The organism is Zooshikella sp. RANM57, assembly GCF_050749885.1.
Taxonomy (GTDB): Bacteria; Pseudomonadota; Gammaproteobacteria; order Pseudomonadales; family Zooshikellaceae; genus Zooshikella.
In genome coordinates, this window is the sequence record NZ_JBOIUB010000010.1 from 79,455 (window position 1) to 95,521 (window position 16,067).

The window sequence follows — 16,067 nt, forward strand, 5'->3', positions numbered from 1 at the left end:
TGCAAGGGAGCTTATTTCTGCTAAGGGGACCATTGATATTAAGGGCACTTCTTAAAAAATACATTTTTAGAGATGCCCTTAATATCAACGGCCTCTCTTATTACTGACTAAACCAGCCATTACTTAGTCTTTATCCTATGTTCTCCTTTTTTTGCTACTTTTCTCTAGTGGTGAAAGATTTAAATTTAATGCAACGAGGATAAAACTAACCACTGTATTCTTACCATGTGTCATTAAAATGACTCAGAGACTTGACGTCAGGATATAAAATAACATTTACTTAAGTGGATTTCTGATATTAACCTGATGAGCGCTTTTACAAAATGTATACTCTTGACGAGGAAGAGTCTGCTATGGAGACTCACATCTGTTGGTGTTGAGTATAGAAGGTTAAGTCAAGTTATAAATAGTTAGAGGACTACTGATGAAGAAGGCTGTTGTGCTCCTTTCTGGGGGGTTGGATTCTACTACATGTTTGGCCTATGCAAAGTCACAAGGTTATGAGTGTTATGCGATAAGCTTTGATTATGGTCAGAAGCATAACTCTGAGCTGGAAGCCGCCAAGCGAATTGCACAGGCAATGAATGTCGTTAGACACGAAGTACTTCCTCTACAGCTTAACCAGCTAACGCGTTCAGCACTCACAGATCAGTCAATTGATATTCCTGATTATGCTGATGATGGTGAGATTCCTGTTACTTATGTTCCTGCGCGTAATACCATTTTAATTGCGGTTGCTTTGGGATGGGCTGAAGTACTGGAAGCTGACGCTATTTTTATAGGTGTGAGTTCAGTTGACTATTCTGGTTATCCAGATTGTCGGCCAGAGTATATTGAGGCGTATCAAAAGCTGGCTGAGTTAGCCACTAAAGTGGGTGTTGAAGGAAAACCTATTCGCATTGAAACACCGCTTATTCGTCTCAATAAAGCGGAAACCATACAGCTTGGACACAAGTTAGGTGTAGATTATGGGTTAACAGTCTCCTGTTATCGTGCTAATGACGATGGAGAGGCGTGTGGTGAATGCGATAGCTGCTATTTACGTAAAAAAGGTTTTAGTGAAGCGGGTGTTGAAGACCCTACCCATTATGTTCAGTCATAGCGAGTAATACGCGTTAATTTCTTTATCATTCCAGCCTCATAGAGGCTGGGGTCAGTGCTTGAAGCCAAGGATGTAGCGCTTGAACCTTTCTCCTCCTCTTTCGTCAAAGTAGTAAGCCTTTCGTTATGAGTGTCACCATTGCTGTGTTGCTCTCATTCATTGGGAAATTAAGCTAGTTAAAACTACTAAAAATGATTCGTTGTAGTTATATAGAGTCGTATTAGTAAAAAACATTATTGAATCTTTTCATAATATACAACAAAATACGTATAATAGGGATTTACTAAAATTGATAGTACTAATACGTACTTGTATCGTCTGAAAAAAGGTATGCATATTGAGGTTGATTTTTAGTGCGTGGCTAGCGTTTGGCATTTGGATCTGTAGTGAGTGCTGAGGCTTTTAGCCTTAAAACAAAGTGTATATTATATATAGTGTTTATATAAATGTTTCGCTGTATTTCAATGTAAGCTATCCAAAAAAGTCTGCTTGGTTTTTGTTAAAAGCTGTATGGTAGGAAAGGCTGATAGGCGTATCTAAAAATAGTTATTTTAGGACGTAGCAAGGTTGCTCTGTAGATTGACAGTCACTGTTAAGGAGAGCGCAAATATAGCTATCATGAAATACAGTCTTTTCGTAGCGCTCTTAAAAGCTTATATTTAGAAATACAGCGAATGTTCAGTATCCTTAGAAACGGTCATGGTTAACAAAAAATTAAAGTTTTTTAATATACTACACTAGGTTTATAAATTTCTGTTAACGAGTGTTTCATTTTGACCGCAAAGAAGGATATATCATTAATGATTGGTTATTAGTAAGAAGTAGGCGGTGTGGAATTGTGACCAGAAGTGACATTACAACAGATGCTATTCACTGGGTGATTAGTGATCTTATTCAGCAGAAATCGAAACGGGATAATGTCAAGTTCACGGCTTCTCGATTAGCTAAAGAGTTAAATGTGCCTAGATCACTAGTGTCCAGGTTAATTCATTCTGATCCCAGTAAGCGTGTAACAAATCCGACCATAGAGACACTAATCAAAATTATTGATTATTTTCGGTCTGATGGTTTTGATGTCACATTGGATGATTTGCTGGGACTGCGTAAACACGTTGTTGATATCCAGACGCAACAGACAGGCCTGTTAACTGAAGAGGTTTCTGTTCCGCTTTATTCTTTATCTGATCCTTTTGGCGAATCGTTAGGCGTCGTGGAAACAAAATTGGTTGAGGCCAATGAAACACTCATGGCTTTCCAGTTAGATCGAGATATTCAACCAATGTTTAAGCCTGGTTCAATCTTTTTTGTTGATACTAATTTGCAGCCATCAGTCAATATGTTGGTTGCCATACGGTTTGAAGGTAAAAATGAACTGACAATAGGAAAGTACATTATCAGTCATAATGATGAGCTTTTATTGTCATATTACCCAGAAAGCCAAATCATAAAAATCGGTGTTAGCAGCAGTTATCAAGTTGTGGGTGGTGTTATTCAGGTGTATGCAAATACACACCACAAGTGATCCTATAGCCTTTGCAAAGAGTATTTTATAGATCAGCTATACACTTCATTACTTGATTGTTTTTACTGCCGCGATTTTGCGGCAGATAGCTCACATGCCCCTTCTAGTTATTGAAGTAAGGTTGATGGATCGAATGAGCTGACTGTTAAAAGGGATCTTTTTGTTTGATGGAATTTTTCAGTGACTGAGTCGATGTTTGCCACAGTGTTTGTTTGAGTTCTGTTAGTAACTGTTGGTGGATTTGTTTTAGCTTTGGCCGCTCTTGTTCAGTAAAGGCTAATGGGCGGCACAATGCCATGGTTTGATAGCCGAGTCTGGCAGTCATTAATCCCGCACCTATTCCCTGAGCCATTCGGGCTGAAAGCTTGCCTGCGAGTTCTGTTCCCAATAATTCCATACCCAAATCCGCAATAAGTTCACTGGCTCCAGCAAAAAACACATTAAATAATACCGACTTGACGAGTTTTATACGACTCCAGTAGCCTAAATTTACTCCATAAATTGCTGCAATATCATTGATGAGTTTTACATTGCGCAGCATCATAATCATCATATCGGTTAATGCGAGAGGACTGATTGCAATAAATAAAGCGGATTCAGATGCACTACGATTTACAGTGTGTTTTGCTTGTTGATCAAAGGCGCTTAATACGGTGTGGTTATAAAGCTGTAGTGTTTCTTTATCTGTGTGTACATTGGTAAGTTGTGCGGTCCATTGCTGAAAACAATCATGTTTATCGTGGTTGCAACGTTTTGCCAGTTTTTCACAAAAGACAACACCTTCACCTTGTTGCTCGCTGGCTAATAATTGAGCTGCCCGTTCTTGAAAATGATGCACACCACGCAGGCGTTTAAGCGACCCTAATTCGCGGAAAATAAGTCTCAGTGTTGCGATTGAGAGGCAGCCAATTCCCGTCATAAAAAGCCCAGCGAGAATAGGTGATTCCTGCCAGCTATTCCATAAAAATTGTCCTAATTCGATAACTGCAGCTGCACCCAGAGTAATGAGTCCTAAACGAAGTAAAATACTGCGAGACTTTTTGGGAACATTTTTTTGCTTGGCAAGCTGTTCTAATGTCTGTTCAAGTTCGGAAGCGGGGATTTCTTCAAGTGTGAGATCACTATCCAACACCTGTTGTGATTTTAGTGTGGGGGTTGGTGAAGGGGTATTATTGATATTGTCATCAAAGCGAATAGCGGCTTTAAGTGGTTTAGCTTGATTGTTTGGCGTATTGTTATTAGCTGTCATTGCAGTTTATCCCCTAACAAAAAAGCTAATGCTTGGTCTAAGCGAATATGGGCTAAAGGTTGATCTGGTTTTTTGGCTTGAGGTGCAAAGCTTATAAACTCAAAATGGTTGTCTTGCCAATACGTATCGTTGGGTAACACATTGGGCACTTCACCTGGGAATAAGGTTATGGCTTCACCGGTATTGGCTTTATGACCTTGGATAGCAGGTATGGATTCGCCTTGATGCTGACAATAACCGGCAGACGTTGCCCGAATAGAGGCTAAAGCCATGGTGTCACAGGGAATGCCATCAAAACGGATATGTTGTTTTGCACCATGAACCAATTGACCCAGTAAAGCCACTAAATGGCTGTGTTGTTCTGGAGTAATGTGGTCTGCCTTGGTGGCAGCAAATAAAAGTCGGTCTATTTTAGGGGCAAATAATCGGTTTAATAAACTGCTTCGACCATAGTTAAAGCTTTCGAGTATTAATTCAATAGCTCGTTTTAAATCACGAAAACTTGCAGGGCCCGCATTAAGGGGCTGTAAGCAATCAGCCAGCACAATTTGTCGATCAAACTGAGCAAAGTGTTCTTTATAAAAGCCTTTTACAACATGGTCGCGATAGGCATCAAAGCGTTTAACCAGTTGTTCTAATTGGCTGTCAGGGGATGGTGTTATATTGTCTTCCAATTTAGCGGCAGCAGGCAGTGGAAAAAAGTGTAGTAGGGGAGCACCTGCCATTTCACCTGGTAATAAAAAACGTCCTGGCTGAAGTAAATGTAAGCCAAGTGTTTCTCTAAAGTAGTGCAGTAGCTCAGTATACTCTTCTGCTAAGTCTCTCAGTAAATCTTCATTTACAGGATCATCAGGCTTAATTTGTTGTGCTTTTTGTAGCCACGATGCGGCTTTCGTCGCACGGGGTTCACTTTGTAAAAGCTGTAGTTGCTCTCGTGACCATATCAAATACTGCTGGTTGAGCATAGGTAAGTCGAGAAGCCACTCGCCTGGGTAGTCAACAATATCTAAAAATAGGGTAGCCGTATCCGTTAGCCAACTGGTGACGCCTTTTTCAGGCCGAAAACGAATAGCTAATCGTAGCTCACTGAGTCCACGAGTTGGTTCTGGCCACTGAGCTGGTTGTGATGATAAAACCTGTAGCGCCTGATCATAGCGAAAGCTTGGAATATGGGGGTGGGGCTGACTGATACGGCGACAACCCAAAAATCGATCCTGGCGTACGACATCAAAAAACGGCAGATGCTGGTTATCACAGCCTTCTAATAACTGGTTGACCAGGGATGTAATAAAAGCGGTTTTGCCACTGCGGCTTAAGCCGGTGACGGCTAGCCGGATATGGCGATCCAGGCCCCGTTGTAGTATATCAAACCCCTGCTGTTGTATACGCTGCCAAGCACTACCAGACGTTATTTTCATTCATACTCCTTAACCAGGTGTGGTGTACTTCATAGTAATTCGACTAGTCAAGGATTGCCAAGTTCTGGTAATGAGTATAATGATCGAGGTATGGCAAAAAGCGGATTAGCAGTAGAGATCAAGGATAGTCTTCTATTAAGGGAGGAGAATATTAATTGATGTAATGCATTAACTGCCATTACGTATTATTTTTTTTGCACAAATCACATTGTATATCAGCAACAGCAGCGGCTTTTTTAACATTAACAATTTGTGCATCAACATCCCATGCCATACTTTTTAATGCAACTGATTGTGCTGGTGTACCAACACCTGGTGTTCCTCCAGCATTAATACGTATACTTGGGCCATTCATGGTGACCCCACCGGGATTTAACTTAAAAAAACTGTTATTACCCTTGGCGATTAACTCCATTCCAGCATCAATGATCAATTTACTACTGGATTGTAAATGGATTTCTTGAGTGCTGTCTGTAAACGTTTTTTGTTTGGACTTTTCATGCAGATTGCCATGTACAGTAATGTATTGCTGTTGTTCCACCTGGGTATTGAGTTGTCCATGTATGTGTTGTGTAAAATTTTGGTGGATATGACTATGGTGTGATTGATCAACAATTTCATGTTGTTGATTACCTATATATGTCGTTTTATTATGATTGACATGGATATCAATATTGCGTTCGGCATGAACAAAAATTTGCTCCTGACCTTTTTTATCTTCATAGCGCCATTCGTTAAATCCCTCGGCATTGGGTGTGCTACAGGTTTTAATCGTAGTTTTGGTTTTATGCTCAGGTAATTGATAAGGTGGCATATTCAGTCCATTGTAAAACCCTCCTTTAATGATTGGGCGATCAGGATCACTATTAATAAAGCTAACTAAAACCTCCTGACCTACTCGTGGTAATTGCAAGGCTCCCCAGCCTGAGCCTGTCCAAGGTTGTACCACACGTATCCAACAAGAAGCGTGTTCTGAATAATGACCATCACGGTCCCAGTGAAATTGAACTTTAATTCGGCCATATTGATCGGTGTAGATTTCTTCGCCTTTTGGCCCAGCGACTGTGGCAGATTCAACGCTATAACATCGATTTTTTTTGATAACTTTGGGAGAGGCGATGGATTTGTATTCAATATCTTCAAAGCGAGTACAATTAAAATGACAGTTATAAGTAGTCGGCTCGTCACTGGCGCCTTCCTCGAGTGATTGCGGCTGTTTACCATGATGACGGGTTTTTGTAACGAGATACTGCTGATTTAATTGAGGGTTGGTATGTTCTTGTAGCGCAAAGAGTCCGCCAGGTAAAAGATAAATGCAATTACTCTCTCCGTGGCCTAGAGTTATTTGGCTTTGTGCCTGAAGGAGTTTTACATTGGCCTGGTGTGATCCAGTGGATATGGTTTGATACAGACCACTATGGTAGTACAACTCCCGTTGAGCTTCTGGGGTAAGTTGTGCTTGTTGTTCTAAGTCAAGATTTGGTTTTGTAAAATTATAATCTCTTAAGGTAATCTTATTAACGGTTAAATGTTCCCTCAAATTGAAGCGGTGGATAACATATTCAGCTTTTATCATACCTCGGTCATTAATGAGTGGTAATTCTGATGAGGCGATTGGTTTAAAAATATATTTGGAATCACTGATCACTAAAATATGCTTGTCTTTTTCATGTTCAAAGTGATAGTGCAGGCCATCTTCACTCATTAATCGCAGGATAAAACTAAGATCGGTTTCTTTATACTGTGTACAATAGGTACGTTTGGGAGGACGGTTACCGACTTCTATTCTAAAATGCTGTTTTTCCTGTAAACCCGCATTAAGTAGAAGGGTATAAATAATATCAAGGCAGTCCACATCTTGAAATATTTTCATATTACGACGTTGGGTCAACATCCATATTTCCGGTTTAAGGACCATATGATATTGTGAAAAGCGCCGTCCGGTATCCAAATAACTAATTTCACAGACCTTGCCGTGAAAATAGCGTGGTTGATTTTCATCAAATAGTGATAAAAAACCTGATTTATTGAGTAATGCTTTTAATTCAAGATCTGCATTTGTACAGGCAAAAGTAATAGATACACTATAAAGTGATGATATCTCTTCACACACTTCAAATGAAACCACCCTTAATGTTTCTTCGCAGCCATCTATAGCACAGTTAAATACACTAGTATGACCGTATTCCATAATAAACCTTTTCGTTAACCCTATGGCAAAATGGTTATTAATGAAAATGCTGTGATGTATACACTTTACAGTGTTGGTATTTAGTTGGTGAGCTAGGTCTATCGTTAAAGTATACGCTATAAAAGGTATTTATATGCTTAAAATTAAGTATTCAAGTTTAAGTGAACGCTGTTAATCGCCTATTCTGGAAATAGACTGACGATGAAAAATGATGTTTTAGATTATGAATGCAAGCTCAACTCAAAACAATTGCCGTTTGTTCTTAAATGAAGAAAATATTGAATGGCCTGATACTACAGCTTATTTATTATTGGATGCGGTACGCTTTGATAATATTAAACGTTGGATTTATGAGGCTGAACCTATTCCTGAAATGAGAACATTATATTTGAACACTGAGTTACATGATATAGCTGCTGTTTCTCCAGTGTTGGTCAAGGTTGAAATGTACTCACAACTATGGACGCGCTTTATGGATGAAGGGCTAAACTTGCAAGCAGGTATTATTTTATGGAGTGAATTTTCATTTGAAAAATTAATCATTCATTGTCAATGGTGGTGCAGGGTATTAAATCAGTGCAATGATATAGCAGTTTGTCGACTATATGATCCGAACTTGTGTGGTTGGCTGTTTAAAGCAAGTTCTGCGCAGCAGATAAGCTACTTACTTGGGCCTGTTAGTGAATTGTATTGTTATAGTGAGGATTCCTGGTTGGTCGTGAAAAATCCTCAACCTAATGCTGATAATGCGTACGATGAATTACTAACACTAGGACAAAATCAATGGAGTGCTGTGTTTGAGGCAAAGTATCATTTTTTTCTAAAGCGTTTAGTTCAGCATATGGATAATTTTTTTCCTGTATATTTTGCTGGATTGGATCTGCAACAAAAGTTAAATCGTGCGGATAGCTTATGTAATGAAGCAGCTTCTTTAAAGTTCGAGACAGAACAGGACATCCTTTTTTATTGTAATGTTCTTGGCTTTTTAGGACATGATGTTTTGCAACCAAATATTTACCCAGAAATATATACCTTATTAACACAGTCAAGTTCGCTTACACCCTCCCAGCGTATCAAGGAAGCTTCGATAAAAGCACAGCAAACCGTAAACAGCAAGGTTAGTAATGGCTAAAGCAATTAAAGATCCTAATACTGCAGCATATCAGGCATCTACCCAGTCGCCAAAACAAAGTGGTCAAGCTTGTCCGTATACCTATGACCATATTTTTATTTACCCATTACGTTATGCCTTAGTAGAAGAAACAAATGATTCCCATCCTGCGTTTCAGCCTGGAATTGATACTAAAATCAAACCAATGGGGTTGCGTTTAGCAAGAAAAGGTTACTTTTATTATATTCACTCAGATAAACCAGATAGGCTACGTTTAAAGATTATTACCAGTAAGGGAGCATTTGCTGGAGAAAGTCCAATTAAACTTCCTAAGCAGGGCATGTTATGGTTTTATTTTTCGGAAATAAAGTGGACTGAGAAAAAGGAGACAATGATTGTTACTAATGAACTGGGAATGCGCGATAAACTTATGCAAAAAGTGTTTTTAAGTGGTTTTTCTGCATGTGATGGTTCTGATCATTTAATGCCATGGTCTGAAGGCTCTGTGCGTATTGCTGAATGTAAACCTTTAATCCTTAGTGATCCATTAGCTAAACAAACATCGACGGATACTCAACAGCAATCTAAACAGACAAAAAATGATTCACTTTTTAAGTTTGAAACATCTGGTTTTTATTGGTCACTCAATAAAATTAAGTCTCCAGGAGGCCATCACTTAAGTCTTTTTGATAAAACTCCAACAGATCAATCTGCATTTATATTAATGTTTGATGTGTTAGCCGTATTAAGAGATTTAACCAACTATCAGGGCTATCTAGCCGAGTGGGAAGAAAAATGGCGCACAGAAGAACAACATAAGTTTTTTACCGCAGACTTTATTGAAGGGTTGTATACCTATAAATTTGATGAAGCCAAACAAAGTATTGAGGAACAGACTGAACAAAAAATACAGGTCACTGAAAAACAGTATGAATTATTAAAACAACGTAGAGAGTTAGAGCGAGAAAGAAGCAATCTTAGAGACTTGCTGAAAGGATCAGGGTATAGCTATCAACAGATAGAGTGGACTCCTGCGACTAAAGAAAAGCAAGATCGACTGGCCACAATAAACCAAGAAATAACAGCAATAGACTCAACCTTGGAAGGTCAACTAGGTAAACATTATGAAACAGCCAATGATGCGTTTGATCAATACGCTGATGCAAAAGATTCTATGAAATCAGACATGGGTGGCTGGGCGCCTCGAGTCAAAAACCAAACCCGTTTTAAGGAAATGACCGCCTACCTAAAACAATACCGAGCCTGGTTACGGCGGCATGATCAACTCCGTGATTTAGTGGTAAAGGATCGCACTAAGGTGATCCCACGCTTTTATCAAGCTGCGTGGTTCTTCGACTCTTTAGATCAAGACCAACATAAGTATTACAGCAATGCGTTATTTGCCAGCATTAATTACATTTGTGATACCCACGCCGGCACCGCGTTTGCCCATGATTATTTTATCCAGCAAGCCGGTATTCAAAATATGCTGGAGTTGATGCCGAGCGATGATACTGATTGGCAAGGTATCGTGGCCAGTACCCGAAAGGCGCTATCTGTTCCTGATAAAATCAAGTCCTATGTCAATGCACTTGAAGATGCAAATAAACTATCCGACTTATTGCTATCGGCAGATGTCGATCAGCAGCTGGTTGACCGAATGAAGCAGTCATCACCTGCTACCCATATGATTCGTAATGCGCTAGAGCCAGCGTATCTTCTTGAAGTTGAGCAAACCTTTAAAGCTGAATTAACCAGCCTGCGAGAAGTGGGAAAGACAGGTGGCATTACTGGCACCAACCCCTTTATCACGTTGATGGAGAAAGCTGGCCCTGGCATGCGGAGTTTGTTTATTGAAGGGATATTAAGCACTGAGGGTGGTGGTATGAAGCTTGCCTCTGAGGCGGATATCAATCAATTTGATCAATTAATGCGGCAACTGAATCAAACCCAGTCTACCTTAAAGCAGTTCACTCAGACTAGTCGTCAATTAAAACAGCGTTGTAAGACAGCTACAAATCAGTCTATGAGACAACAGGCTATTAGAGAATATAAGCACATTAGGGGGGAAATTAGTAAAATACGACAACAGCAAATGACGCTTTTAGACGATATTGCGGATATGACGGACCCACTTAACAGTGCTGGCCGTGGTGTGATCGCCGTATCCGTGACCCATTCCGAACTACCGGCCCTAAGAACACACTATAACAACCTCAAGCAAGCGCTGTTAAAGACCTATTATGCAGCGAAGTCAAAAGCAGCAGCACTCAAAGTAGCTAAGCCTGGCTATTTATCACTGGCGGTTCTTATCGCCAATGTGGTGAATTTTGTGAAGGTGCAAAGTGAAGTCAATGCTAAAAGCAAAATGAGTGGAACGGATCTCAAGTTGTATGTTAGTGCTTTAGCAGGTGCTGCAGGTGCGGTTAATACCGTCATATCCGAAATGAAGCGTAACCGTATCAAAGCATCCTTAGAGCAAAATCCATCGCGCTTATTGGCCGATAGGTTAGCGAAAGTCACCGTGTTAACAGGTGGTGCAGGTGCATTACTAAATTTTCTTTCAAGCTTCAGCACTATGCTGCATGATATGGAGAGTTTAGAAACAGCAATTAAGGAGGGTAATACTGGTGCTAAGGTGGGCTTGGGGGTAAAACAAGTGGGGAATGTTATCAATTTATACGCTTCAACACGACAAACTCATATCTATGTTGATATTGTCAACAGTGTTATTTTTAAGCGGACCGAAACCTGGCGTGGTGCCTTGGCCAGTCGTACCACTGTGTTAGCACGTTTTAATGTCTGGTTGTTAGCAGCGATAGTGCTTGTGGTGATTGGCACGGTAATTTATGAGTATTTTAACCCCACTAAGCTGATTAAATGGGTGAAAGAATCTCCATGGGGCAAAGATAATCGCGGATATGATGAGCAAACCTCCCACCAATTACTGGCAGAAGCCATTACCGTACCCACCTTGCAAGTGAAAGCTGGCAAAAGGTCTAAACAGTTAGGTACTGCTGGGTATGGGATAAAACAAACCGCGAAAACCATAAAGTATGTGTTGTCTATTATGGGGTTTTCACCTGCTCGTTTATTTAGCCTTAAACCCAATGAACCATCGCCCATCGCATTATCCGTTGCGGTGCAACTTAGCTCGGCAGTAGCCACAACATCAACTTATCAACAGATAGCAAAATCAGCAAAAGACGTATGGCTGGATATTACCGACGATGTGTTATTAACCAGTGACTATACCCTATTAGAACAAGGATTAGTCCTTGAATTTACCCTGCCTGAATATTTAACGACGGCCCAAGGGAGTGTTGAGTGGATTCTTTCCGTTATACCTGATTTGGCGCATAAGCCTCTGAATAGCACAGAAGGCTATATCCGCTATAGCAGTGATAATATCCAACAGGTGGGTAACTTAAAGGCACTTAAATTCTCCGATGTACTCCTTCGCGTCGACCAGCAACCCCTTAAGGCTTTACGCTTTGAACATATTGATACAACAGGCAATACACCATGATCAGCCGCCAACAAATGATGGCGGGTAAAATCTTTAAAGATAAATTAAACCGGATTCTGGTGTTATCGCCCCTGCCTATTGAGACCCAACATAACGCTCATGATGGTGCACACATTATTAAAGCTAAAACTGATGTGTATTTGGATATTGGTCATAAGAGTGTGTGTGAAGGGACCGAAAACTTAGCGTTGATGATTAATATTGTTAATGTGGGGTTTGGTGGCGCTCTTTTATTATCGTACTTCTGGCTTGAAATGAGGGGGGGGACTTATTATTTATTATACTGGCTTTTTGGGACTTTAATTGGAACCCACTTTCTTTATTTTCAATCTATTATTCGAAATTATTTCAGTTTAAAACAATTTAAATTTATTCGTTTTAATCGCCAGCGTCGGGAGGTGGCTTTACCGTTTACGGATACTCAGGATTTTGTGATTATCCCCTGGGAAAAACTCTATGCCTGGGCGGGGACATCTATGATGATTACTGAATCAACAGCCATTCCGTTATCAACATTGACCATCACCATGGCGAGCCCTACCGATGCGACAGATTTTAAAGGCCGTTATGAAGTAGCTGGAGGTGAAGAAATCAACTGTATTATGCAATGGGAGTGTATTCGAGCCTTTATGGAAGACGGGCCAGATGCTTGTCCTGAACCCAGTAAAGTGAATACGCTGACAGAGTATAAAGCGGCCCGAAGGCAGATGCGTAAGGAATTGGGTCCTTGGCAATGGATAAAACAAAAATTGATTGATTGGCTACATTATTCCTATTTTGCGCATTGGTTGAGTGACTGGCATGAAAAAAAACTACCCAAGGTAACTATTCCAGAAAATATTAAACGTTGGTCAGAGCCCATTCCAGAAGATCAATGGCAACAGCCTTCAGATGAATTTATGGAAGCGAATTTTCTTGCACACGATTTCTATGATGTCGGTGGACATTTAGGTGATGTAAATATGCCCGTGTATGACCCTCGCAAAAAAGTGACATTTAACCAACAAGAAAAAAAGCCTGATGAACCATGACATTTGTCGTGTTGGCTCGTTGAGAGTTATTTGCTCCACACCCATCACAAGGCCAATCCCTGGCCTGCAATGGGTACGGCACTCCCGGCGCCTGTTTCACAAACAATCCTCAACGGCCTGATTACCATTGCACTATTCATCTAGAATGAATGTTTAAGTCACTATTAGAAACCTTTTTATGTTGCTGATGAGTATGAGCACACAGGTATTAGGACTGTCAGATTTGCGCAGAACCATCTGCTGCAGGGAAGCGGCAGTTGAGCTTCCAGGGAAGGATTGACGGCGTGTTCGAAGCAGATTTGACAGTCTGGGACATTGTTAGCCTATGCTAATAAGTACTGATAATGGGTTATGTTGTGAGCACGAATGATCAGCCGACAGCAAATGATAGCGGGCAAATCTTTTGAAGATAAATTAAATCGGATTTTGGTGTTATCTCCATTACCTATTACTACTAATAACCCTTGTATGGATGGGCAAGGAGTTATAAAAGCAAAAAATGATGTCTATTTAGATATTGGTCATAAAAGTGTGAGGGTAGGGGCGCAAAACTTAGCACTACTTTGCAATTTGGTTTATTTAATATTTGGAGGAGCACTGTTATTAACTATTATATTTCTCCCTGTGTCCAGATCTGGTTATCAGTTTTTTTTAAATGCTTTTCTAATGGTTTTCTTTGGGCTACATTTGTTTTATTTTCATATTATAGCAAGAGGTTACTTTGCATTAAAAAAAACAGCGTTTTATCCGCTTTAATCGCCAGCGTAGACAGGTTGCTTTACCGTTTGGTGAAAAAGGCCAGTTTATAATTATTCCTTGGGAAAAAATATACGCATGGGCTGGCACTACACTGATGTTATCAGATACGACTGCTATACCTTTATCCACATTAACCATTACGATGGCCAGTCCTACCGATGTAACTAATTTTAGAGGACGCTATGAAGTCGCGTGTGGAGCTGAAATAAACTGTATTATGCAATGGGAATGTATTCGTGCATTTATGGAAGAGGGGCCAGATGCTTGCCCTTCACCAAGTAATCTTGATACTTTAGAAGAATATAAAGATAGTCGCCGTCGTTGGAAAGAAAATGGTATTTTAGTTGGTTGGCAAATATACAAACAAAAAATTTGGGACTGGATGCATTATTCATACTTTGCATACTGGCTGAGTGATTGGCATGAAAAAAAAATTCCAAAAGTCACATTATCAGATGAGCTTAAACGTTGGTCTGAGCCTATCCCAGAAAGTCAGTGGCGTAAACCCTCACCAGAATTAGAGGAAGCCAATGCATTAGCTATGACTTATTATGAGCAGGGAGGAAAATTGGGTGATGAAAACATGCCAGTGTATGACCCTAGAAAAAAGGTCAGGAGAGATCAGGTAAAAGAATAAATGAATGCTGAGCAAGTATGTGATTAGTGTTAGTGCTGTTAGTCGTTAAGCGTTATTGGCGTCTGTTACATAAACAATCCTCAACGGCTCCATTCACCTTACGCAATTTTCAAACCTAAAAATCACCCTTTAAACTGTAACTACCAAACGTGTTGTATGTACACTAAAGGGTAAAGACGATTTGATCCACGGAGAACCTTCTGCCGCAAGCTAGCGGCAGTTGAGCCTCCATGGATGGTGTGCGTAGGGGATTAAGTCGTCTGGCAAGTGGTGAGTCTATATGACGGTTAACTTATAGGTAGTACTGGCCAGAGCCAATATTGATCGAGGACTTTAAACAAATAGGAAGTGTCAAATGATGGATTTCAGTGATACTGGATCTGGTTTATAACCCCTCTGATAGTGAAGCAGGATATATTTGTTTTAGCAATAGTAATATTTAACATGTGGGCACTTTAAATGCGTTCAAAAGTTTTCCATTGCATTATCATTAATAATGAAGGTTTAATTGAATTATTAAAAATTTATTGTTGCAGATGAATGTAAGATTATAGGTGAGAATACGGACTGGTTTATAGAGTGTTTATATTGGCCATATATCAAAAAAAGTACAGGGTTGACGTCATTAAAAATTATGACTCATACGTTTTTGTCCAATTTATTTACATAATATGCTTTTATTGCTTTTCTGATATGAGGTTACTGGTGTTATATTTGTGATTTTACCTCATATGTAGCAGATAGTATAAAGATTGGCATGTACCTTGAAAAAGCTTTTACATAAATTCACACATGGAGATGATTTTATGAATAGTCGATGTGGTCAGTCATTTAAGTATTTATTTGTTACGACAATACTCGCTTTAAGCTTTTCCGCACACGCAGTTATTACCCAGGTTGGCTCAACGGCTGGAATGAGTCAAGGTCCTTATGCGTTAGAAGATTTTGAGGATGGTAGTTTTGTTCCTGGGTTCACTGCTTCGTCATCATCGGGAGTTGCTCTAGCCAGTGCTAGTAGTCATACAAGCGGGGTTACACCTTCTGGAACTCAAGGGTTATCAACTAATACATACCCTGATCCTATTATGATTGACTTTGACACACCTGCCTCATCTGTTGGTATGTATTTTGGTAATGACGACACGTGTTGTAGTAGTACCTTTACAGCTTTTCTTGATATTTTTGATGTAGGTGGTTTGATTGATACCATCAGTGTTGTAGCCAATATGAATGACTTTGCTGACCAGTTTATTGGCTTTGTCAGTGACGAAGCAGTAACTAGCGTAACTTTACGTTATGGTACTGGTTCTGATGTAGGGTTATTCCATTATATTGATGATTTACAGTTCAATAATGCAGGTACAACACCTGAACCAGATCCTATTCCTGAGCCTGGAACACTAGGGTTATTTGCATTATTAACAGGTATTTTTCTTAGACGGAAAATGTACTAGATTTTTATCCTTGTAACCTGCAGTAAAGTGTATAGATGCATACAGATCAGTTACTTCTAATCAT

Annotated in this window: 11 protein-coding genes; 8 read left to right on the forward strand and 3 right to left on the reverse strand. The window is 39.8% G+C overall.

Annotated features, from left to right (window positions below; all coding sequences use genetic code 11):
• Window positions 1–424 precede the first annotated feature (424 nt).
• Both queC and ACQ96U_RS19490 read left to right on the forward strand, forming a co-directional pair.
• The gene (queC, locus tag ACQ96U_RS19485) at window positions 425–1,102 is read left to right on the forward strand and encodes a 7-cyano-7-deazaguanine synthase QueC (protein WP_431722938.1); all 678 of its coding nucleotides are present in this window, start codon (window positions 425–427) and stop codon (window positions 1,100–1,102) included.
• An 838-nt stretch (window positions 1,103–1,940) separates the two neighbouring features.
• Window positions 1,941–2,624, forward strand: coding sequence for a helix-turn-helix domain-containing protein (locus tag ACQ96U_RS19490; protein WP_431722939.1), 684 nt, complete (start codon window positions 1,941–1,943; stop codon window positions 2,622–2,624).
• 145 nt (window positions 2,625–2,769) lie between these two features.
• Here the strand turns inward: ACQ96U_RS19490 and ACQ96U_RS19495 are convergent, their stop codons facing one another.
• The 3 genes from ACQ96U_RS19495 to tssI form a co-directional block, all read right to left on the reverse strand.
• Window positions 2,770–3,873: a YcjF family protein gene (locus ACQ96U_RS19495; protein WP_431722940.1), complete on the reverse strand. Its 1,104-nt coding sequence runs from the start codon at window positions 3,871–3,873 to the stop codon at window positions 2,770–2,772.
• A complete protein-coding gene (locus ACQ96U_RS19500) occupies window positions 3,870–5,291 on the reverse strand; it encodes a YcjX family protein (RefSeq protein WP_431722941.1) in 1,422 nt (473 codons plus the stop codon). The genes ACQ96U_RS19495 and ACQ96U_RS19500 overlap by 4 nt, the downstream gene beginning before the upstream one ends.
• Before the next feature lie 178 nt (window positions 5,292–5,469).
• Window positions 5,470–7,482 carry a type VI secretion system tip protein TssI/VgrG gene (gene tssI / locus ACQ96U_RS19505; RefSeq protein ID WP_431722942.1) on the reverse strand — a complete coding sequence of 671 codons (2,013 nt, stop codon included), beginning with the start codon at window positions 7,480–7,482 and terminating at the stop codon, window positions 5,470–5,472.
• 223 nt (window positions 7,483–7,705) lie between these two features.
• Here tssI and ACQ96U_RS19510 point away from each other — a divergent pair, with 223 nt between their 5' ends.
• From ACQ96U_RS19510 to ACQ96U_RS19535, 6 genes are all read left to right on the forward strand, one after another.
• Entirely contained in the window at window positions 7,706–8,614 is a 909-nt protein-coding gene (locus ACQ96U_RS19510; protein WP_431722943.1) for a DUF4123 domain-containing protein, read from the forward strand.
• Window positions 8,607–12,122 (forward strand): toxin VasX, encoded by a 3,516-nt coding sequence (locus tag ACQ96U_RS19515; protein WP_431722944.1) that lies wholly within the window; start codon window positions 8,607–8,609, stop codon window positions 12,120–12,122. Before ACQ96U_RS19510 ends, ACQ96U_RS19515 begins: the two co-directional genes overlap by 8 nt.
• Window positions 12,119–13,153, forward strand: coding sequence for a hypothetical protein (locus ACQ96U_RS19520; RefSeq protein ID WP_431722945.1), 1,035 nt, complete (start codon window positions 12,119–12,121; stop codon window positions 13,151–13,153). Before ACQ96U_RS19515 ends, ACQ96U_RS19520 begins: the two co-directional genes overlap by 4 nt.
• A 366-nt stretch (window positions 13,154–13,519) precedes the next feature.
• Window positions 13,520–13,909 carry a hypothetical protein gene (locus tag ACQ96U_RS19525; RefSeq protein WP_431722946.1) on the forward strand — a complete coding sequence of 130 codons (390 nt, stop codon included), beginning with the start codon at window positions 13,520–13,522 and terminating at the stop codon, window positions 13,907–13,909.
• Window positions 13,910–14,006: 97 nt separating this feature from the next.
• The gene (locus tag ACQ96U_RS19530; protein WP_431722947.1) at window positions 14,007–14,549 is read left to right on the forward strand and encodes a hypothetical protein; all 543 of its coding nucleotides are present in this window, start codon (window positions 14,007–14,009) and stop codon (window positions 14,547–14,549) included.
• Between the two features lie 806 nt (window positions 14,550–15,355).
• Window positions 15,356–16,003: a PEP-CTERM sorting domain-containing protein gene (locus tag ACQ96U_RS19535; protein WP_431722948.1), complete on the forward strand. Its 648-nt coding sequence runs from the start codon at window positions 15,356–15,358 to the stop codon at window positions 16,001–16,003.
• The last annotated feature ends 64 nt before the right edge of the window (window positions 16,004–16,067 follow it).

Coding starts and splice junctions, on each gene's coding strand:
- ACQ96U_RS19515 (WP_431722944.1), top strand. CDS start 8,607: ATGGCTAAAGCAATTAAAGATCCTAATACTGCAGCATATCAGGCATCT.
- ACQ96U_RS19525 (WP_431722946.1), top strand. CDS start 13,520: ATGATCAGCCGACAGCAAATGATAGCGGGCAAATCTTTTGAAGATAAA.
- ACQ96U_RS19520 (WP_431722945.1), top strand. CDS start 12,119: ATGATCAGCCGCCAACAAATGATGGCGGGTAAAATCTTTAAAGATAAA.
- ACQ96U_RS19510 (WP_431722943.1), top strand. CDS start 7,706: ATGAATGCAAGCTCAACTCAAAACAATTGCCGTTTGTTCTTAAATGAA.
- ACQ96U_RS19535 (WP_431722948.1), top strand. CDS start 15,356: ATGAATAGTCGATGTGGTCAGTCATTTAAGTATTTATTTGTTACGACA.
- ACQ96U_RS19495 (WP_431722940.1), bottom strand. CDS start 3,873: ATGACAGCTAATAACAATACGCCAAACAATCAAGCTAAACCACTTAAA.
- ACQ96U_RS19500 (WP_431722941.1), bottom strand. CDS start 5,291: ATGAAAATAACGTCTGGTAGTGCTTGGCAGCGTATACAACAGCAGGGG.
- ACQ96U_RS19530 (WP_431722947.1), top strand. CDS start 14,007: ATGTTATCAGATACGACTGCTATACCTTTATCCACATTAACCATTACG.
- queC (WP_431722938.1), top strand. CDS start 425: ATGAAGAAGGCTGTTGTGCTCCTTTCTGGGGGGTTGGATTCTACTACA.
- tssI (WP_431722942.1), bottom strand. CDS start 7,482: ATGGAATACGGTCATACTAGTGTATTTAACTGTGCTATAGATGGCTGC.